The following is a 21775-nucleotide window of genomic DNA, read 5'->3' on the forward strand; positions in this document are numbered from 1 at the left end:
GATACTAAACATCAAGCATCTAACCAAATAATCAAGGCAATAATCTATTGATTATGAATACAAAAGAGGGCATCCGTTTTTTGGACACCCTCTTTGTTCTAATGCCCTGCCTAAACCTGTAAAGTTCTTCTTGACAAACAACTAATTGTCTAACTATTTTCTTTTTATATTGTTATAGAAAAAACCATAAAGTGAAGTTCCAACTAAAGGAATAATCACAACAATCAGGGAAGCTCGCAAACTAAAGAAATCAGCAACCAAACCATACAAAAGAGGGATGAAAAACCCACCTGAAATAGCCATAATAATAAACGATGAAGCTTCATTAGTAAACTTGCCCAAATCTTTTGTGGCCAGCGCAAAAATAGATGCAAACATTATAGATACGAAAAATCCAATCGCAACAATTGAATAAATCCCGGTTTTTCCAGATGATAACATTGATATAGTAACCAACAATGCAGCTATCAACGCAAAGAACCCAAGTATCTTTGTTGGATCAATCTTCGTCATAATCCAGGCTCCGAGAAACCTGCCTAACATTAATCCATAGAAAATTATAGCTGAAAGTTTAACGGCCTCAGTACTGCCAATCTTACCTATTTCTTTAAAATAAGGCGTCATTAACTGGTATAAAATGGCTTCGGCTCCCATATACGAAAACATGATAATAAAGCCGATTACAAAATGACGGTATTTAAAAGCACCTTGAATTTTTAAACTTTCAAGCAAATTAGTACCTCTTGTCTCGGTTTTATTTTCGGGCATTTGAGCTGTATGCACTAAAACCGCCAATACTAAAAACACTAGAGCTACCAGTATATAAAAAAATTTAATTCCTCCGAAAATATTTCCTTCATACAATTCCAGTATAAACCACCCACCTAAAGGTGCTGTTAAAGCAGCACCTATTGCTCCAATGCCTTGAGCAAAATTAATTCTCGCTTCACGTGTTTCAGGTGCACCTAAAATTCCGATATATGGATTACATACAGTTTGAAGGATTGTTACACCACTAAAAATTATAAACAACCCCAAAAGAAAACCATTATAGCTTTGAAAAGAAGCAGCTGGATAAAATATAATTAATCCCACGGCTGATAACAGAGCTCCCAGTGATATCGCTTTTTGAGTGCCAATACGATTAATTAGCACTTTTGCCGGATATGCCATTAAAAAGAAAGCCAGAAAAGATAATGAAGTTCCTAACGATGTCTGAAGATTTGATAGGCTAAAAGTTTCCTGAAAAAATGTTGCTAGTACATTGAATAGATTCCAGACAAAGCCCCACATAAAAAACAAGGCATAAATGAGTATCATGGGATATATCACTACTCCCCGTTTAAGATTCATAAAGGTTCTTTTTTTAAGGTTTTATTATAATTATGAACATTGACTGCTTCAACCGTTATTTAACCCTATCGCCTGTATACATTCTTATGGCTTTCGTTCAGGCTAAATGATCCCTCAAAAGATCTCTCATTACAATATTTTGAGTCCATTGATCAGTAACAGGTCTATAACTAAAAGGCAAAGTCTGCAAATACGGCTCTGGACCAAATTCAGTACAAACCGGAAATTCTGTATAGCCTTTCAATTTTGCATTTTCAAGTATTCTTTTCCACCATGACAAGTGCGTCTCAATGGCCAACCGGTTATTATCAGACTGCAAATGATTAATCTGTGGCCCTTGTTCATAGCCCACTCTTGCATGTATAAAGTCAGCTCTTTGGCAGGCCTGTAAAACAATATCATTCTGATCTTTCAATAACGATTCCGATACACAACACCAATGCGAGAAATCTGCATTGATTCTTAAATCAGGCAGCGCATTGAAGTATTGTTTAGCCATGAGGGTCGAAAAGAGTGCTCGCCCCCTGTGGGTTTCATGGACAATCTTTACGCCTGTATATTCACCAACTCTTTCTGCGGCCTCAAATATCCTGCAATTCTCTTCAAATGAATAGAAATCCTTCCCTGTATGGGAATTAATAAACAAAGGGTTAAATGAAGCAAGATAGGAAAAGTATTCTTCCATACGTTCAATATATTCGTCAGGAGTTTCATCTTTGGATTCCAACCATTGCTGGGCAATTAACTCAAGTTCGTATTGAGGTAATAACTGTCTTATTTTTTCAGCAATGCCTTCATCGAATGAGATATTCATTTCAACACCATCAAAACCAGCATTTTTTACCCTTTCAAAGAAATGCTCCAATGAAAGATGACTACTTCCCCAGTATGGATAGAAAAATTTAATTTTCATTTATTATCTTCTTTATTACTCATTCAAGATACTCTGTATTTATGCAGTTCACTTAGCCTTTACATCAGAAACCATCATTTCTTTCCAGGTAACATTAAAGCGGTTTGTAACGGGACTTCCTGTGAAATTTTCTCTCAGATGCTTAAACTCCTCATACGATTTAATAATTTCATTTTTTCTTTTTTTAGACCTTACCAAAAAGTCTGCGTCAGGCGGGTAACACGCTGCAGGAACCCCTGCTTTTTTATTTTCTTTTTGGTCACCTTCAAAACGGGTAATATTTGCATTGGTAGGCAAATCTGCACTTTGGTAACGCAAATCCATACTCCATCTGACACTATCCGTAGTATTTTTGAAACTAGCATGAATAACCTTATTTGAAAGAAGCAATACTCCACCCTTTGGTACGGGGCATTCGACCCAATTTTCTTTTGGAAGCAATTCATCCTTTACGGCCAGATACTTTCCGGTTTCATGCATTACATGCTCCACCACATCACCTTTATGGCTACCTGGGATGACGTACAAACATCCATTATCAGCATTGGCATCAACCAGAGGAATCCACATGGTCATCACCAAAGCGTCATCACAAAATGGTTCAAAATAACCCGAATCCTGATGCCAGGGAACCTCACCATATCCAAAATTAGGGATTTTGGGACGAAGTCTGTACACCGAACTTGCAATCACTTCTTCCCCGCAAAATGCCTCAGCAACATCTAATAACTTTCGATTTGTAATTAGTTCAAAAATAGCCGGGCCATGTAAAATTCCATTCCAGATTGACACTGCAAGTTTGGGTGTTTGACTGCTTATTTTTGCGAGTCTTTTTTCAAACGGTTCATTCTCATATTTATCAGATAATTCTCCACTTTTAAAGAGTGAATTTGCCCTTATCCCGATTTCCGCATTTAACTCATCAATAACACCCTGAAGGTCTATGCTTTCAATCACTTTGTCGATTATCAAGTATCCCTCCTCTTTGAAGAATTGCTTTTGCTTATCTGTAACAACGATTTTTTTCTCCATAAACTGAAATTTATACGATACTATTCTACCTGGACACAAAGCCGGTTATTTCAATTTTATTGTTTGAATGTTTTTCCTGAAACTGGTTCATTTTCTTTAAATCCGATTCCATATACTTTTTCCCGGTATATCGCCACTTCTGGTTCATTTTAATATACTTATCTTCACAAACATCGTTAAACATACAAAGTTCCCATTTGGTGAATAGTCCAGTAAGGTTCTTTTCAAGTAGTACTGAAATGGCATTTAAGTTTTCTTGGGTATCAGTAGCATCCGGAATTAATGGCGTACGAATCTGCAATTCAGGGGCTCCATATTTTTCTATAAACGACTTAACAACCTGAAGTGAAGCAAGTATTTCTTTTGTACCTTGCCCTGTCAACTGTTTTGCTTTTTCGGCAATCAATATTTTCAGATCAAAAAATACCAAATCAATGTAAGGCAGGAGTTCTTGCATCACCTTTTGCGAAACAAATCCGGAGGTATCGAAAGCAGTATGAATCCCTTCCTTTTTACATTTTTTCAAAAGCTCAATGCAGAATCTGGAATAAGTGGCAGGTTCACCTCCTGTGAGTGTAACCCCACCACCTGAAGCATCCCAGAATGGTTTATCTCCCATAATCCTTTCAAATAATTGATCAACTGTATATTCATCTCCCAGTTTTTCTATCGCTTTTGACGGACAGACATTTGCACAAATTTGGCATCCGGTACACTTTTGTCTATCAACTTTAATTCCTTCTGAGGCCATTGATAACGCCTCTGTCGGGCAAACCTGAACACAAGATTCACAACCGATGCATCGCTTGTTAACCACCCAGATCTCCTTCTGCGGTGAAATGCTTTCGGGATTATGACACCACTGGCATTTTAAGGGACACCCCTTAAAGTACACAACGGTACGATAACCAGGACCGTTGTGGGTATTTAATGATTCCACCTTAAAAACTATTGCCGTTAATTCATTCACTTTCAATCTTTTTCACTATATAGCGATTTATAAATTCTGGTAATTCACCCGTTCAATAAACTCCTTCTGGAAACGTTTATCCATGGTTACAAAATGACTGGAGTATCCGGTAACTTTTACATTAATATCGTGATAAACCGGATTGTCATTGTCATGATATGCTTCTTCTAATATCTTTAAGTCAACTAAATTAAAATTGATTTGAACTCCACCCTTTTTGAAAAATCCAATAGCAAAGGCTTCCATTAACTTCTCCTTATTAACACCTCCTTTAAAGAAATCCGGTGTTAATTCGATCTGAAATGACCCCCCTTGGAATTTTGCAAAATCAAGTTTAGTAAATGAATTAACGGTGGCGCCAATACCATTTTTATTCCGCCCGTGCATTGGATTCATCCCATGAGCAAGCGGCTCTTTTGCCAGTCGTCCGTCAGGTGTAGCTCCCATCATTGGTCCTGCATAGGTGTGTCCCATGTATTGAAAAAGTGATGGTCTGAAACAGAAACCCTTGTTGTTTTGTTTGCTTTCCAATACTTCCCGAACCTGTTCAGAAACCTTGACAGCCATTTCATCCGCTTCTTTATGGTCGTTTCCAAACTTTGGAACGTTCAAAAAATGCTGACGCATCATTTCATTCTCAGACCAATCGGTTTCCAGGGCTTTTTTCAACTCAGTTAAGGCATATTGCCTTTTACTAAACACCAATTCTTTAATGGCATAAATGGAATCAGATACATTGGGAACACCCAGAACATTTACGGAGGTATAGTTATATCTAACCGCCCCTTTATCAGTAACATCTTTACCTTTTTCAATACAATCATGCATGCAAAAAGAAGTAACCATCTCTGGCCACACTTTTGCCTGCCAATCGTAAGTGGCATTCTTAAACTTCACAAGAGCATCAGCAGTGCAATCAACTTCATGGCAATACAATTCCCAAAATTCATCGAATGAATTAAGGTCTTTTTCTATCGCTCCATCAATTGCCCGTTGCATTGGTTTAATCAGAACAAGACTATTCACATCCTGATCGTTATATTCAGTTCCAACCCCGCAATACCACTGACAGCCACTATATGCAACATTCCATGCGTCTTCAGGTTTATAACCACTTCGTACTTCACTAGCTTTTATCACATCGTAATTAACCAAAATAGGAACACCACAACCATGACGGGTTAATACATCGCAGGCATATTCAAAAAATGCCTCATTCATGTCTTCGTGCCACATCACCCCCATGTGGTTTATGCCTCCAACTAGGTCGTATGCCTCCAGACAAACCCAACTCATTTCATTCGTTGCATCAGATAAATCCTGTAATCGGCCACCTAATGCGGTATAACTACCATATTTAATGTACATCTCACCGATTATCTCACGAGCAAATTGCCGGGTGATCTTTCCTTCTGCCATATCCTTTTCATAGAACGACAGTAAAAGCTGGTCCGTACGGCCATAACCGTTTCCATGGCCATGTATTCTTTCTGCCACCTGGAAGAACCAAATCCATTGAACCGCCTCATGCAAAGTTTGCGGCGCTCTTACTGACAGGTTCTCACAAACTTCGGCAATAGACAGATAGAGATCAATTTGAGAAGCATCGGAGCAACAAGATGCCTTTTCACGTGCCACATCAGCATGTCGGCAGATAAACCGTTGAATTGATAGGGCAACAATTTCCGAGCCTTTCAGATATTCTACCTGTTCTGTTTTTCCTTCCTTCTCAAATTTTTCGATGTTTGCCCGCACTTTATCCAACAATCCATTCCAACCTAATTCTAAACCAATACTTAAATCAGGACATGTATGCGTAAAACTAATACCTCCGGCTCCCAATTCGCGGGCCTCAAATCCTGCCTCCCGCTGCTCCTCTGGATATTGAAAATAGCGTGCTTCATCTAACTGCCAATGAAACTCACCCACAATCAATTCATTTTCGTGAACTTCTGCCGGACTGTTATCAATAAAAAAAGCATAGTCTTTTGCCCAGTTCAACGGAGTATATTCAAAATTGCCATTTTTAGAGGGCATTTCATCTGTTTTAGGAAATGAAATTCCAACATCAACCCGGGCATTATGATCGCCAATTTCAATTCTTTTATCACTATCGCATGCGTGCTCACCTGTAGCAGGGGAGAATGAGGCTGCCTCTCCTGACCAGTGATATACCAGGAATTCAGCGTTATCGCAATATATGTCTCTTTTTTTATCAATCACCAACTGTAACCTTCTATCAATTAAGGCTTGCATCCTATAATCAGGTACAAATTTCTTAGCCACTTCCTTTTCCTTCATAATTGTTTGTTATATTTGACGATCTAAACTTTTTATATATTCTTAAAATCTAAAAGAACACTATATCAGTTAAATATTAAATGCACATATCAAACATTCACATGCACAATCTTAACTAAATGGCAATAGATTCATTCGAATGCAAGATAATCACTGGCGGTTATAGCCATTGCGATAGTTCATGGAATAAAAGAAGAGATGAGCTTGACCAGTGTTTTAAAATATATATTCCAACCGAAGGAGAAGCCTCTATTCGAATCAAAGACGTAGATTATTGCATAAACTCTAACAACATCTATTTCATCTCAGGGTTCCAACTAAATAACCAAAAGTGTGATTCATTTATGAAAGTATATTGGCTCCATTTCATCCCAACATCGCTTTACTTACGTAGGATTTTAATGAATTCAGCCCCATTCTTTTCATGGAAGAAAGAAAACGTCCACTTTCTCGATGAAAAAAGCAGCTATATAAAATCCTTGTTCAAACCAAACTACAAGGACACAACTTTCATTTCACAGATACCCTACTCGTATGAAGAAGCCAAGTTGCATGCTTTCATCCTAAGTTTAATTGCAGATGTATTGAAACATAATTCCAAAGCTGAGATATCCCCCACAACAGAGCTAATGATCTTAAAACCAGCTATAGATTTTATGAATAATGAATTCAGACGCAACCCGGCATTGGAAGAAATTGCTAAGAAATCAAACCTTGCACCAAATTACTTTCACAGGCTATTCAAAAAGAATTTTGGTTTAACCCCACTGAACTATATGTTACGAATGCGAATGGAAATAGCGGTAAGACTCTTAACAACCACCGCTAAAAGTGTGAAAGAAATTGCTTATGAGGCAGGATATAATAACGAATTTTATTTCTACAGGCAATTCAAGAAACATTATAACTACAGCCCTGGAAGATTGAAAAAAATGAGACCTTTTTAATTTGAATATGTGCAAAATTAAAGCTTTGCTACTGATGTTAACACATCAGCAGCAAAGCTTATAGAAATCATGCAACTACATTAGTTCTCAACATACGCTCAACCAAATATTGCAACAAAACCTGCATTTTATTTATTTATAATCAGCTGCATGTAATTTAATACAATCACCAATATTACCATTAAATTCTTTTTCAATTTCCTTATAACGAATTTTACAATTCGTGCCTGTTTTTGAATAAATAACTGCTTCAACTAATTCATTATCCCTCCATTTGATATCCACTTCAAAACCTCCTCTGGCTAGCAGTCCTTTTACTTCGCCGGTTGTCCATTCAAACGGCAAGGCAGGTAATAAATGTATAGTTTCATCATGGCTTTGGATTAACATTTCTGCGATTCCTGCTGTTGCTCCAAAGTTGGCATCCATCTGAAAAGGAGGGTGTAGTCCAAATAAATTGGGAGAAGTACTTTTCTCCAAAACAGTGTTCAGGCTTTCTTTTGCTTTCTCTGCCTGATTCAATCGAGCATATTGACTTATCAGCCAGGCTGCGCTCCATCCGGTATGCCCCCCTCCGTTGGCAATCCTGTAATCCAGTGATTTTTGTGCAGCTTTTGCTAATTCAGGTGTATTCTCCAAACTAATTTGTCTTCCCGGATGCAAGGCAAAAAGGTGAGATATATGGCGGTGTCCTGGTTCCACCTCCGGAAATTCTTCTGCCCATTCCATTAAACGGCCATCAGATCCAATCTGTGGACCGGCAAGCAAATTTATGGCTTGTTTCACTTCCTGAACGGTTGTATTTTCAAGTTCAAGTTCCTCGGAAGCAAAAATAAAATCAGAAAAAAGCTGCCATATTACCTGTTGGTCATGAGCTGGCCCCATGCTTATCTGACTTCGGCTACCATCAGGCGCAATAAAACTATTCTCTGGTGAAACTGCCGGACCGGAAACCAACTTACCGGTTTTTGGATCAGCAACTAACCAATCCAAATAAAACTCTACCGCTCCTTTCAAAACAGGGTACATTCTTCTCAAAAAATCTTTATCATCGGTAAACAAATAATGTTCCCCGATGTGAGAACAAATCCAGGCACTTCCTCCTGTGTGCATTCCCCAACTGGCCATTTCGCCCGGCGAAGTGTATCCCCATACATTTGTAATGGGGTGAATAACCCAACCCTTGTTCCCGTATTGTACCTGCGCCGTTTTCTCACCTGGCTTTACCAATGATTCAATTAAATCAAATAATGGCAAATGCATTTCCGATAGGTTGGTCACTTCTGCTGGCCAGTAATTCATTTCCACATTTACATCGGTATGGTAATCTCCGTTCCATGGTGTCTGGATTTTATTGGCCCAAATTCCTTGTAAATTAGCCGGCAATGTTCCTGGTCTGGACGAAGAAATTAAAAGATAACGCCCATATTGAAATAACAACTCAACTAAGTGAGGGTCTGATTTTGTTTTCTTAAAATCGATTACACGTTGGTCAGTTGCAAAATTAATGTTATTTTCTGGGGTTAAATCAATACTTACCCTGTTAAAATAGGCCTGGTATTCTTTCTTGTGAGTGTCCAGTAACTCCTGATATGGCCTACTTATAGCACGTTCAATATTTTCGTTTGTTATCTTCTCGTACTCCCTTCCTTTATATTCAGGATAACTCAACACATAGTCTGTTGATGCTGTAAGAAAAAGCACAACTTCATCGGCATTTTCAACAATTACTGTTGAATCGGTATAGCTTACTGAACCATTTTTGCAGACTGCTTTTAACCGTGCCATGTATTGTAATCCGTTTCCTCCCTTACCATCAGAAAGAGCACCTGACATTACCAACTGATCATTTTCCGAATATGTTTTAAACCTTTCAGGGCGACTCATTGAACATTTGAAAGAAATCTGACCCATTTTATCTGCAGTAAAACGGGCAACCATCGCCTGATCCGGTTGGCTTGTAAATATTTCCCTTTGATAATTAACCCCATCCTGTAAATATTTTACGCGAACTACGGCATCATTCAGATCCAGTTCCCTGTAATAATTCTCATAGCCAGTTGTTTTTCCGTTTTCAATCCACAGATCGCCAAGTGTTTGAAAACAACCAAATGGGACTTCTGCACCATTGCCATGCCCGGAACCTTTTCCGACACAAATTTGGGTCTTGTTTGTTAACTCAGTGGCTTCTTTATACTTTCCTTCAAAAAGTAATTGGCGTATCTTTGCCTGGGCTTCCTTTGCCACGGGATTGTCATTGACATCAACGCTACCCGACCACATGCTTTCTTCATTTAACTGAATGCGCTCCTTATTTACATCGCCAAAAACCATTAGCCCTAACGAACCATTGCCCAAAGGCAGGGCTTTCAACCACTCCGGATCGTCTTTCCATCCATCGGGAGAGTCTTTTACTGTAGCATCAGCCGGTTGGTTATACCAGAGCTTTAGAGCTTTAGAGCTTGTTTCTTTCTTTTCGTTGGTACATGAAAAAAGAACCAGCATGATGAATAAGGAGGATAAGTGTCTTTTAATTTTCATATTCGATTGTTTAAAATAAATAGATTAAGGCTCAATTTTTATTTCTGCTATTCTCACCACGTTCTGCCCGCGTGTTGCAGAAAGCATCACATACCGCAAATATCGGCCTTTTGCCAGTTTGTGGAGGGTTACGGATTGTGGCACAGGATTATTATCCACGTTTCCATTCTTACCTTCACCCACTTTAAAATTGATATTTTCCGGATCATTGCCAACATACACTTCAAATCGTTCTACCCTACCAGGCTCTTCCGGACTTCCCTGAGGAGGAATGTAAGTAAACACTGACAAGGTTGTTTCTTCTCCCAAATCGATATCAATGTAAGCAGGCTTTCCATCTTTCAATTCTCCTTTCCAACAGGTATTCAGGTCTCCATCCTTAATGGCAGCATCTGTTTTCCAGTTATCCCTGGATAAATCTTTTTTCTGATTGATTATGTTAGGCTCTATCAACTCAGGTACTTTCAATAGTTTTACAGTTGCCAAACTTGGCGACAAACGGGAAGAAAGAATCCGAATTCGAATCTTATCTGTAGTGGTTGATTTTACTCTTTGAATTCGTCTAAAACCAACGGTAGTATTTTTTACCAACTCCCTCCACCTGCCATCTACCATGGCATCCACTGCAAATGCTTCAATTCGCTGTCCGAAGTCAGCCACCATTTCCTGAAGATAAACAGCATCGAAAGTTTGTTCTCCGTATAGATTAATCACTATTTCTGCTGTTTCAATCCCTTCAGGAGCCACCCAACCGGTACGGATATCATCGTCAAACATATAACTTACATTGTAACCGCCCTCACCAGTTGGAGTCGTTTCGGCCCTGGCGCCCAAAGCGTAATTATGTCCCGTCAACTCTCTTCTCCAGTCACCAAAAGCCTTCATTACTGCCATATCTTCTTCTGGAACTAAGCCGGTAGTATCAGGAGACATATTCAGTATTACTCCGGAATTACAGCCAATGGTACTAAAAAATGACTCAGCAAGATAGTTTAACGAACGTACTTTCTCCAATGGATTCCAGAACCATTTGGTATGAACAGGTAAACCACCCCTTGCCGGCATCCAGGTTAATTGCCTGAGTTTAGAAGTATCTCCGGTCATATCATCAATTCCTTTTAATGTCATTAACTGACTAATATCACCTAATTCAGGTGCCATTGTAGGTACACCGGCATGTGCACCCGGGAAATCTTTTGTATCATAAACAACCCCTTGCACACACCATTCTGTTGTGCGCCCCCGACCGGCTTCATTTCCAACCCAACGCACATCAGGGCCAACACCTGAAATAACAGCCGAAGGTTGTAACTTATGAATGGTAGCATGTATCCTGTCCCAGTCAAAATCCATTTCAACACCACTAACTTTAGTACTGATACCTGCACCATCAAACCATACTACATCCACTGCGCCGTAATTGGTCAATAGTTCCGTCAATTCATCCACCATCAAATCGTTATAAGCAGACGTCCCGTATGGTTCCTGTTTATCCCACGGAGAATAGTACACGCAAAAACGAAGTCCGTGCCTCTGGGCTGCTTCCGACACTTCTTTTACCAAATCTCCCTTACCTTCTTTATAAGGTGTTTTAGAAATATTTCTGGGGTGATAAGAACTGGGCCACAACCGGAACCCATCGTGATGTTTGCACACCATAATCACCGACTTTACACCTGCTGCGACAAAAGCTTCCATCCATTGGTCAACATTCACACTCTTTGGATTAAAAATGCTTAGGTCTTCCACTCCCGTTCCCCACTGTCTTCCGGTAAAGGTGTTCAGGTTAAAGTGAATAAACCCCATAGTTCCATATTCCTGGTAGCGAAGTTGTTTGGCAGATGGCCTTACTGCAGCCGCCAGCTTAATCATTTCTTCTTTCGTCACATTCTCCGGTATTAACACCGATGTACCTTCTTAGTAGGTATTTTCCACGTACTTAATGCCTGTTTCCTGTGCATGGGAAAAAAGGAAAAAAACCATAAAACCAACGGCTAATATATATTTCATAAGAAAATAGGCGTTTAATTACTAATTTCAGGTTGAATACGAAATCCGTGAAGTACAGTCCAGGAATTGCCTTCTGCATTAAAACCACTGGGTAAAAACATATAAGCAGGCACGCCATCAACCTTGATTACTTTTGGCCGTTCAAACTTATTATTGGCATATACCGCTTTCCCTTTACTGAAGTCTTGCTCAGGAAACATAACAGGACGCGTTTCCCAGGCAACAGATGTTGGAGTCATTTTTATTTCACCTGTCTTTTCAAAATGCGACTGGTCCATCTCGCAATAAATACCTCCATTTTCAGCATACATCCCAAAGTTATCACACATAGTTGCAACGATATTACCATCTTCTGCTACAAACGCACAGAGGTCTTCAACTTTTTTTCCCGGAGGTGGGGCAAAAACCGGCACCATCTGTTCAACATAAGGTCCTTCCAGGCTTTCTGCCACAGCTACACCCAAAGAAGTATTATTCATAAGTCTGCCATTAATTTCATAAAGTCTGGGACAATACATAAAGAACAAATAATATTTATCGTTGTATTTAACCAGCGATGGATTATCAGTGCCGCGTAAACTATTATAAGATGGAACCCCCTCAACAAGCGACTTCTGCATTATCATGCCACAATCTTTCCATGGCCCACCCGGCTTTTCAGCCATTCTCAATCCTATTTTTCCTTCAGCTCCGGTGTTTATTCCAGGATAGGAAAGATAAGTCAATACATATTTTCCATCAATTCTTTTCACTTCAGGATTATGTGCTGTGTAGCGATTCCACACCCCCTCTTTATCTCCTCCCGGCCTGGATGGAATAATGTTCTTTACAAAAGAATAAGGACCTTCTGGATTCTCGGCAATAAAGTAATTCACTTCAGATTCAACATCCCAGGCACCAAAACCATATTCTGCTGACCACTGACAAGCATACATATGATATTTACCATCATCTCCCTGAACGACTGAAGTACCCCATGTATGATAATCTGGCCTATCCAGGATGACACCCAAATATTCTAAACGGTCTATAAACTCTCTGGTAATTTTGGGTGGAATTGCAGTATCAGTTGCATTAACCATCACGTTAGTTTCTGACTTTCCTGCTTCAGAGCCTTTTTTTTGTTTGCAGGCTACCAAATTGAAACTGCCCAGTATAAGAATGGCAATACCAATTAAATAATTATATCTCATCTGCTTTCTTTTGGTAATTGTTCGATTAAAAATTCCTTTCTTTTCCAAGTACAGCTTCTTTGAAATGTTTTGGTTGATTGTTTTGAATACTTTTAAAAACAGTATTAGTCATTGACGGCTTTGTTCCTTTCATCACAATAATGTATTTTCCCAATGCTTTTGTGTCAAATACAATAACGCCATCTTTTTCCTGTTTTACCTTAACTACAGATTCATCATTCCCATTCAATACATCAACCCTTTGCCCTGGCCAAGGATTAACCAATTTACAAGTACTTCCCTTTAAACTTTCAATATGAACCGTTTTAACAACTCCCTCCTTCATTTCCGATGAAACGATGAACGCCCCTCTAGCCCGAAGCTTAAACGCAGGATTCCATCCTTCTGGAACAGCAGGGAATACCCTGATTTTGCCTCCGTTACTTTGCAGCAACATCTCATTGATTGTTGAAGTACATATGCTCATTGGCTCTAATCCACATTGGATAAACGGCTTTGCAGGATGCCCCTTTTCGTATTTACATCGCTCATCATAGATATAGTCACGCTGAGTGGTAATATCCGGTGTTTTAACGGAATCTGCATACAGTGACAAATAATACCAATGGTCAATGTTATAAAAAAGGCCCTGTGGAAAGTGCTGCAAACGTCGAACCTGGTTGGTTATTCGCTCCAAAGCAACATCGCCTAAGCCCAAGCGAGCTGCCACTATCGGATCGGGTGATATGGCATTTTTAGAAGGTGAATGGCTCTTTACAACATTGGCGGCAGCATTGTACTCCCGGCTCCCTTTTTGGTCAATGCCAATAATATTTGTAGGAAAGACCAACAAAGTGTTAGCGCTGAAATGATTGGTCCAGTCTCCATAGTCTTCTTTTTTAGGATAAACCGATCCATCCTGGTTATAGCCCAATTGCATGATTTCTCCAATACCTTCCTCTTCTCTGAAGGGAATAGGCCACAAATGGTCAATGATATGCTGCCATTCTTTAACTTTTTTATTGTCTCTTTCCAGTATTTTTGCAGAAGAAATGCAGGCAGTCATCGTTGAAATGATCATATTACGGTCTGTAATCGTATTCTTCAGTTTGTTAGAACGTGGACTCTCATACGGCTGCGAAGGAGATATAAAAAACTCATTTTTAGATTTATCCCACTGCAATGTCTGCACATAAAATTCAGCAGCTTTCTTCAAAAAAGGATAGGCTTTCTTTTCTAAAAATACAGTATCACAGGTATATTGAAAATACTCCCAAAAGAATCCGGCAATCTGACTGGCAGGCGTAAAGTTATTAATCATATCCCCCCTGTCCCAGAAGGTCATACGACCAAAAAAATCGTGTGCCTCACTCCAAAGGATAGCATTGTCAGCGCCCCGCATTTTAGCATGTTTCTCGGCTTCTGGCATAATCCGGTAATAAGTATCTAAATACGGAAGCATTAATTCGCAATCATTCTGCGGTGCCAATCCCCAGTATTGTTGTTGTGTATTCCAATGGTGAGGCGTCACCCAATTTCTAACATCATGGTTCCAGGTCCATAGCCCGCCGTTAAAAACAACAGGATACTTTCCTCTTGAGCTGCTTCCCATCAAATAACGACGCAGGTAATATAAATTTTCTAAATAACCCGCATCAATCTTTACAAAAGACTTGCCCCAAAACGATTTCCACCAGTCATGGTGTGCCAGCTTTTCCCGTTCAACACCCACTGACTCTGCCTCATCCAATAGCTTAATTGCCTCTTTAGTGGGAGCATCAGATTCATTTGATGTTACAAGTGCAATCATAATTGTCACTGTGTGAGCTCCGCCAAGTCCGGTAGTTAATTCAGCTCTGTTTTCACTAACTTTTTCGGCACTCACCGGGGCACCAATCAAACGGCATGCTACGGTAAAATCCAATCCATCAAAGCACTCCTCCAAAACAATATCATTGCCAATTGTAATGGCCTTTGAGTTCCCAATACCAATCTGGGTATTACCAGTATATCCGCCATACCAGCCTGGAAAAGCTCTGCTACCATACCTTTCAAGAGTAGTTCGAAGTTTCGTTTCACGGCTCCCTTTACTATCTGCCGTGACCTCCACAAACCATACATTTTTGTTGGCCGACACCCAAGTTCTTATATCACTCTCCATAAAAGGGGTTATTGATTTTATTGAAACATCCGCATTTTGAAGAGAAAGACGACCATCGTAGTCATCTAGGTAAAGCCAATCAAATACCGGTGCTCCAAAATCAATACTTAGTCTTGCCCCTCCTCGTAATGTAGCCCCTGCCTCTTTATTTGGCTGATCAAATAAATCATTTTTATTTATTTGAATCTCCAGGCCGTTAACATTTGACCACACCATGCCTCCTAAATCACCATTCCCAAGCGGAAATCCCTCGAAGCCTTCATAAGCAGGTGTTTTATATACCACATCGTGTTTATTTAAATATGTTTCACTATCAACACCAAATACTAAATTTGAATCTTGGGCGTAGACAATCGTGCAACATAAAAGAGCAACTATAAAAGAATAATATCTCATATCTATTACATTATGGATTAATCTATAATTTTATCACTAGTCTGTTTAGAGTATTGCTATATTGTTTTCCATTTATAACAATTCGACTAAAACACTCTGGTATAGCAACTTCAACTTCTTGTTCTATTTCTGAATTAATTTTCAAACTAACTTGTTCCTTAGTTCGATCCCATTTTAGCTCCTCAACCTGCATTTGACGGCGTAAAAGCACATTTTCAAGCGAACCTTTTCCCCACTCTTCAGGCAATGCTGGTAAAACATCCAATTTTTCATCCCAGGCAAATATCAATGAATTATTGATCACATCAGGAATTGTACCAACGGGATCAAACCCATAACCTCTGTTATCCGGCCAGTAGGAAATCATAAAACTCGGAAATACATATTTTTTCGCAACAAGCCGTGATAAAACCTCGTGAACGACATCGGCCCGTCCCAAACGCGCTGCACACTGTGCCTGATTAATAATCCCATGGGTGATGTGATTACTATCCGGGTTTTTCCAGTTATTCAGGAAGCCTTTTTCTTTCCCTTCAAAGGCTTTTTCAGAAGCTGCCCATAAAACAGGGTCACTTTCTTTATCGAATTCACAAAACTGGTACAAAGGCAGCATATGTGAATGGTGACGTTGGTTGTAATTCTCCGTTGTACCTTCGTAAGCCCACTCCTGCAATTCCCCTTTTTCATTGATTTGATAATCCGGCAGTTTCTTCAACATTGCTTTCCATTTCGGCAAGTTGTTGTTTTCAATGTTAAGTAGCTCACAAGATTCGACCAGGTTACTCAAAACAGATTTTAATACCGAAATATCGAAGGTAGAGTTAGCATAAAGCAAATGATCCTGCTCAGGCGAATATGAAATCCAAAAGGTATATTTTCCATTTTCGTCTTCTGTACCTTTTAGCAAATCCTCGTAGAATAATGCATTTTCTTTAAGTAAAGGCACCACCCTTTCTTTCAGAAAATCCTTATCTCCGGTAAAGCGATAATAATCATAAAAAAAGTGCAGCATCCAGCCCATTGTACCAATTGATTGTTCGCCGGGCCATCGTCCCCAATGCAAGAACAAGTTGGTGTTTGAAGCCCTTGGGTTGGAAACAATTCCACGACAACCAAATAACTTTTGGGCGTTTAAACGACTATCCACCAACCATGATTCAATTAATTTGAAGTAACCTTCCATCAGTTCAGGCATATTGCAACTCATTATGGATTGAATTTCGAGCTGAATATTTGAATCGAGGGTATAGTCCCCACTCCACTCTGGCTTCCAGGTGCCGGTCCAAATCCCTTGAAGGTTTGCCGGATTTTTGCCGGTGCTGCAAATTATTAAATACCTGCATGCGTCATATAGCTTTTGTGTCAAAGCCGGTGTTATTGTCCCATTTTCAACTGCTAAGTTTAACATTTCTTGGGACGTAGATTGAGTTTCACCCAAATTTAATTTCACCCGCGAGAATAATTCGCCATGTGCTTTTGCATGTGGTTTTAACAACCTGTTGTAATCCATGGCCAATCCATCCAAATGCGCTTCCATGTCAGCCAACTTGTTTTTAGGATATCCATTCACAAAATCGGGGTATTTTGGTGAAAAAGCCCAAACTTCGCTTTGCGACTCCGGAAGTGGCGCACGCCATGGCTCTACCTGCATGACAATTAACAGCTTATCTGCGGCATTAACTTTTATTTCATTGTTCTTAGCCGTAACAGTTCCCCCTGTTGGAATAAAACGGACAAGGTTGTCGTACCCCCCTTTCCCTTTTACATAGGTAACATGTGCCTTTATCTCGGTATCCTTTGCGGTCATTTCAACGTCGATCAACTCATGTGCCATTTTCATCGAAAAATTACCTCCCACTTTTCCTTTGGGACCGGTTAGTTCCATTACCACCGCATTATCGGGACGGGAAATAAACATTTTTCGTTCCCAATGACCAGCCTTATTATCCCATGTTACCTTTAATTCGCCTGTTTCGAAATTCTCGGTCAATTGATAGTTTTTCACTTCACCATCATTCCCGAACTGTTCAATGTGAAATGTAAAAGCCGGATGGAAGGGGTCAGTCCACGAAATCTTTTGATTGGACGTTTCCAGCATCATTTGGTGAGCAACCGAAGGCCCGTTTTTACCAGCTTGCAGGGCAGCCTTTTTTATTTCAGGCATTGAAGCTGAAAGGTCTTTTACAAACTCTTTAGTCCCAAGCGTCAGAAACAGTTCGCAATGGTTAATAACAATGGTCTCTTGGTATGGATCGCCGTACATCATAGCTCCCATCACCCCGTTACCTGTTAGCATTGCTTCTTCCCAGCGGGTTGCCGGCTGATTTGTTATTGCGCCATTGAATTCTTTCTTCTTTTGTCCGCATGCCCAAAGGCTAATTACCATCAGGACTGCTGTAATCTGAGCTTTAAATTTCATATGATATAAATGATTTGTTTTCAAATGTATAGTATAAAACTTGCATGTTTTTAATTATCCTCTCTGTTGTAAAATATTTTACATGCTCATTTCATAATACTCTAATTATGTGTTTACTTAATTTCTATTTCCGGCAGGTTCATTCCTGCATGCCATTGTTTGTACCTTTCTTTTAAATCTTGAGTAATTTCAGGAATCGTCAATGACAGGTCATTTTGTTCCCCTGGATCATTATCCAAATCGTACAGTTTGTATTCATCTGTTCTCCCAAAATACCGGAGCTTAAAGTTGTTCTTTCTAACTGCCCAGCCGGAATCATCTCCCCCAACGGAATAATAACTTTTTGCTTCTACTGAATTCATATCCTCAAATGAAGGTTCAGACGCCCTAAAACTCAATCCGGTCCAGTATAATTCATCATGAGGATGCCCTGCATTACTATTTTTTAAAAAAGGGACTAAGTCTTTACCATCGAAATCCACATTTTCTGGGTGTTCTAAACCGGCTAAATTGCATATTGTCGGGAAAATATCCATCGAGCTGACCATCGGTTTATAATTAACTCCACATGGTAGTTTCTGTGGAAAACTTATTATGTAAGGCACCCTTATTCCTCCTTCTTCAAGCAAATATTTTCCTCCTGAGAGGGGGCCATTATTGCCACTAATTCGTTTGGTTGAACCATTATCAGAAAGAAAAATAATAATTGTATTTTCCAGTATTTCATTTTCTTTCAGCTTCGAAATAATTTTCCCAACACTTTTATCCAATTGTGATAAATGCCACAGGAGCCTCGTTCTTCCATCGGCCATATAAGGTCCAATTCCGTCTCTAACCACCCATTCCAATGCTTCTTCCTTTTCCGGATCCCAATCTTCAATTTTTTCTATTCCAAGTCTTGTTAGCGCTGAATCAGGCATTTGATGAGTCCAGGCATGTACTTCGGTATACCCCATCATTAAAAAGAATGGTGACTTTTTGTTTTTATCAATAAACTGAAGGGCTTCATTGGTTATAATATCGGTTGTGTATCCTTCTACTTCCTTTACTGAGTCATCAAAATACCAAGGGCCAAAACCCCAATAAACGTTTAAGGGTTTCGGATACTTCATTTGGTCTTCAAACGAATGTTTCAAATAATCTATCATACCTCCCGTTCTTCCTACGAATCTCTCAAAACCATGCCTCAAAGGATACTCTGGAGACATAATATCATCAGCTTGACCTAAATGCGATTTCCCGAAAAGGGCAGTTGAATAACCTTTGTCTCTTAAATACTCGGCTATTGTTAACTCGTTATTGGGGAATGCTGCATTCGTGTATGTATGGACTCCCCAGCGCTGTTGATACCTTCCTGTTAAAAGACCGGCACGAGATGGTGAGCATATTTGGGCAGTTACATACCCTTGTGTAAAAAGAACACCTCTTTCAGCCAATTTATCAATATTTGGTGTGCTAACATCCGGTGCATGATGAGTATATGCACTACAATCACCATACCCCAGATCATCAGCGACCAATAATAACACATTAGGTTTCATACTATTGTGAATATCAGTATTATCACAAGAAACAAACCCTAATGCTAGTAATACCCAAATCCTAAAGAAATAAAATTTATTTATTATCATATATTTTAATATCACTTTTTACTTCAGCAATTGTTAAAGAAATTCTATCGTATGTACTAACAACTACAACGATCACATAAATATCTGTCATTGATTTAGCAACATTTATCTGTTCGTTGCAACTATCTGTATGTACAATCCATCACTTTTCTTTATACATATTGGAATAAGCTCTTCATTAATGTTTATTATATCGATATTCAAACAGTCGTTGAAATGTCGAGCATATAAAAATGTGGGTTCACAAAACCTCCGTTAAAAACTTACCGATTAAACGGTTTACCCAACTCTGTCGGATTTCTGTATTTTACATTAAGTTTCTGTAAGCGTTCAAGCTGAGGATAAAGCCTTTTTTGAAAGGATTCCCAACTCCTGTTTTCCATTTCTGACCACCCGGCTTCTACCAATGCAAAAGCTCTAGGCCAGGTCATATAGAAAGCACGGTCTATATTTTTAACATATTCTCCCCATAAGGTGGCTTCCACTCCTATAATGTGAGCCTGTTTATTAGGAGACAATCCATAACCCGGATCAAATTTATAAACCTGTCGTAAAGGCAAATAAGCCATCCAATCGCAGGTTTCTTCCCCTTTTGCCTGTGGATAATCAAAATAGGCGTGCTCACCCGGACTACAAATGAGAGAGAAGCCTTCATGACGAGTTTTACTGATAACCTGTGACGTTAATCCGCCACGCCAAGCATACATTGTACTTCCTTTCGGATATTTTGGCACATCTAACTCATACCAGAATAGAGGTCGTTTATTATAATCTATTAAAATTTGATTAACCTCATCAAAGAAATAGCTCATAAGGCCGTGTTCATCACCTAATCCTTTTTCCTTAATTTTACTTTGACATTTAGAGCATTCTTTCCAATGATCCAGCGGTGCTTCATCCCCTCCCAAATGAAATCTCTCAGAAGGAAATACTTCAACCATCTCGGAAATAAGATCCCTCAAAAACAAGAAAGTACTATCATTGCCTGCACAAAACAAATCTTTAGACACACCGGGTATTGTCCTAACTTTTAGCATCTTAGGAAAGCAAGTATATTCAGGATATGCCGATAAGGCAGCTACACTATGACCTGGAACATCCAGTTCCGGTACAATGGTAATAAAACGTTGATTAGCATAGGCAACTAACTCTTTTAACTCAGCTTTTGTATAGTACCCATAATGCGGTTTCCCATCACCATCTGTTTCTCGCCTAAATGAGCTTATTGTATTTAGTAAAGGGTATTTTTCTATTTCAACTCTCCACCCTTGATCATCTGACAAATGAAGGTGCAGATGGTTGAACTTATACATGGCCATTACATCAATGTATTTCTTCACATCATCAACAGGTAAAAAATGACGAGCAGGGTCAAGCATCAAGGCACGGTACTTAAATCTTGGTTTATCATCTATTATAACGCAAGGTATCCGAACCGTTTTATGACCATCGCCTGCATTGTCTACGATCTGCGATAAGGTTTGAATGCCATAAAATAAGCCGGTACGGTCAGTAGCCGAAATAATTATCTGCTTATCATCTATTGAAAGAGAATAGTCTTCTGAATCACCATTTCCTTGTGTGCATTTAAGTACAATCTGATTTTCTGTTTCTGTCCCATCTTTGACTAACTTTAAATTTGTTCCAATGGCCCGTTTTATCTGCTTGTTCAAATTCGCCACTTCAAACGATAAATCAATATCTGACTGTATTGCAATAGTACTATATTCTGAAAGCGAGTAATAGCCATCATTAACATCGATACTTAAAGGTTGTGGAATAATTGCCAGTTCACTTTGCTGCCCCATTAAATGCAGGGTCAAGAATATCATTGTTGTAGTAAATATGCATTTCATTCGATTATTAATTTTATATATCAACTAATGCTATGTTTATATTATTTTGTTAAATTTATGCCGCCTTGAATAT

Annotated in this window: 13 protein-coding genes; 1 reads left to right on the plus strand and 12 read right to left on the minus strand. The window is 39.2% G+C overall.

All coding sequences use genetic code 11. The features are described from left to right. Positions 1–153: 153 nt before the first annotated feature. The 5 genes from KDU71_RS09765 to KDU71_RS09785 all read right to left on the minus strand — a co-directional run bounded on the left by KDU71_RS09765 (position 154) and on the right by KDU71_RS09785 (position 6569). Entirely contained in the window at positions 154–1353 is a 1200-nt protein-coding gene (locus tag KDU71_RS09765) for an MFS transporter (RefSeq protein ID WP_212190240.1), read from the minus strand. A gap of 97 nt (positions 1354–1450) precedes the next feature. Next, positions 1451–2266, minus strand: a complete 816-nt coding sequence (locus KDU71_RS09770) for a sugar phosphate isomerase/epimerase family protein (protein WP_212190242.1) — start codon at positions 2264–2266, stop codon at positions 1451–1453. A gap of 48 nt (positions 2267–2314) precedes the next feature. Beyond that, positions 2315–3298 carry a phytanoyl-CoA dioxygenase family protein gene (locus tag KDU71_RS09775; RefSeq protein WP_212190244.1) on the minus strand — a complete coding sequence of 328 codons (984 nt, stop codon included), beginning with the start codon at positions 3296–3298 and terminating at the stop codon, positions 2315–2317. A 25-nt stretch (positions 3299–3323) separates the two neighbouring features. Further along, the gene (locus tag KDU71_RS09780) at positions 3324–4268 is read right to left on the minus strand and encodes a glycyl-radical enzyme activating protein (RefSeq protein ID WP_212190254.1); all 945 of its coding nucleotides are present in this window, start codon (positions 4266–4268) and stop codon (positions 3324–3326) included. 27 nt (positions 4269–4295) lie between these two features. Then, the gene (locus tag KDU71_RS09785; protein WP_212190256.1) at positions 4296–6569 is read right to left on the minus strand and encodes a pyruvate formate lyase family protein; all 2274 of its coding nucleotides are present in this window, start codon (positions 6567–6569) and stop codon (positions 4296–4298) included. Between the two features lie 119 nt (positions 6570–6688). Here KDU71_RS09785 and KDU71_RS09790 point away from each other — a divergent pair, with 119 nt between their 5' ends. Then, positions 6689–7516, plus strand: a complete 828-nt coding sequence (locus KDU71_RS09790) for a helix-turn-helix domain-containing protein (protein WP_212190258.1) — start codon at positions 6689–6691, stop codon at positions 7514–7516. A gap of 132 nt (positions 7517–7648) precedes the next feature. Here the strand turns inward: KDU71_RS09790 and KDU71_RS09795 are convergent, their stop codons facing one another. From KDU71_RS09795 to KDU71_RS09825, 7 genes are all read right to left on the minus strand, one after another. Beyond that, a complete protein-coding gene (locus KDU71_RS09795) occupies positions 7649–10057 on the minus strand; it encodes a glycoside hydrolase family 95 protein (RefSeq protein ID WP_212190260.1) in 2409 nt (802 codons plus the stop codon). A gap of 24 nt (positions 10058–10081) precedes the next feature. Further along, a complete protein-coding gene (locus tag KDU71_RS09800) occupies positions 10082–11944 on the minus strand; it encodes an alpha-L-fucosidase (protein WP_212190262.1) in 1863 nt (620 codons plus the stop codon). A 137-nt stretch (positions 11945–12081) separates the two neighbouring features. Beyond that, the gene (locus tag KDU71_RS09805; RefSeq protein ID WP_212190264.1) at positions 12082–13260 is read right to left on the minus strand and encodes a glycoside hydrolase family protein; all 1179 of its coding nucleotides are present in this window, start codon (positions 13258–13260) and stop codon (positions 12082–12084) included. Between the two features lie 25 nt (positions 13261–13285). Then, positions 13286–15685 carry a glycosyl hydrolase family 95 catalytic domain-containing protein gene (locus KDU71_RS09810; RefSeq protein WP_212190266.1) on the minus strand — a complete coding sequence of 800 codons (2400 nt, stop codon included), beginning with the start codon at positions 15683–15685 and terminating at the stop codon, positions 13286–13288. Between the two features lie 133 nt (positions 15686–15818). Then, positions 15819–18215: a glycosyl hydrolase family 95 catalytic domain-containing protein gene (locus KDU71_RS09815; RefSeq protein ID WP_212190268.1), complete on the minus strand. Its 2397-nt coding sequence runs from the start codon at positions 18213–18215 to the stop codon at positions 15819–15821. Between the two features lie 113 nt (positions 18216–18328). Continuing rightward, the gene (locus KDU71_RS09820) at positions 18329–19846 is read right to left on the minus strand and encodes a sulfatase family protein (protein ID WP_212190269.1); all 1518 of its coding nucleotides are present in this window, start codon (positions 19844–19846) and stop codon (positions 18329–18331) included. A gap of 263 nt (positions 19847–20109) precedes the next feature. Beyond that, complete coding sequence (locus KDU71_RS09825; RefSeq protein ID WP_212190270.1) at positions 20110–21702, minus strand: beta-N-acetylhexosaminidase; 1593 nt, start codon at positions 21700–21702, stop codon at positions 20110–20112. Between the last annotated feature and the right edge of the window lie 73 nt (positions 21703–21775).

Source organism: Carboxylicivirga sediminis (genome assembly GCF_018156225.1).
In the GTDB taxonomy this organism is placed as follows: domain Bacteria; phylum Bacteroidota; class Bacteroidia; order Bacteroidales; family Marinilabiliaceae; genus Carboxylicivirga; species Carboxylicivirga sediminis.

Bases quoted from the DNA above. Each gene is read 5' to 3' on its own strand.
- KDU71_RS09805 (WP_212190264.1), bottom strand. From the start codon at position 13,260: ATGAGATATAATTATTTAATTGGTATTGCCATTCTTATACTGGGCAGT.
- KDU71_RS09775 (WP_212190244.1), bottom strand. From the start codon at position 3,298: ATGGAGAAAAAAATCGTTGTTACAGATAAGCAAAAGCAATTCTTCAAA.
- KDU71_RS09825 (WP_212190270.1), bottom strand. From the start codon at position 21,702: ATGAAATGCATATTTACTACAACAATGATATTCTTGACCCTGCATTTA.
- KDU71_RS09820 (WP_212190269.1), bottom strand. From the start codon at position 19,846: ATGATAATAAATAAATTTTATTTCTTTAGGATTTGGGTATTACTAGCA.
- KDU71_RS09770 (WP_212190242.1), bottom strand. From the start codon at position 2,266: ATGAAAATTAAATTTTTCTATCCATACTGGGGAAGTAGTCATCTTTCA.
- KDU71_RS09765 (WP_212190240.1), bottom strand. From the start codon at position 1,353: ATGAATCTTAAACGGGGAGTAGTGATATATCCCATGATACTCATTTAT.
- KDU71_RS09790 (WP_212190258.1), top strand. From the start codon at position 6,689: ATGGCAATAGATTCATTCGAATGCAAGATAATCACTGGCGGTTATAGC.
- KDU71_RS09815 (WP_212190268.1), bottom strand. From the start codon at position 18,215: ATGAAATTTAAAGCTCAGATTACAGCAGTCCTGATGGTAATTAGCCTT.
- KDU71_RS09795 (WP_212190260.1), bottom strand. From the start codon at position 10,057: ATGAAAATTAAAAGACACTTATCCTCCTTATTCATCATGCTGGTTCTT.
- KDU71_RS09785 (WP_212190256.1), bottom strand. From the start codon at position 6,569: ATGAAGGAAAAGGAAGTGGCTAAGAAATTTGTACCTGATTATAGGATG.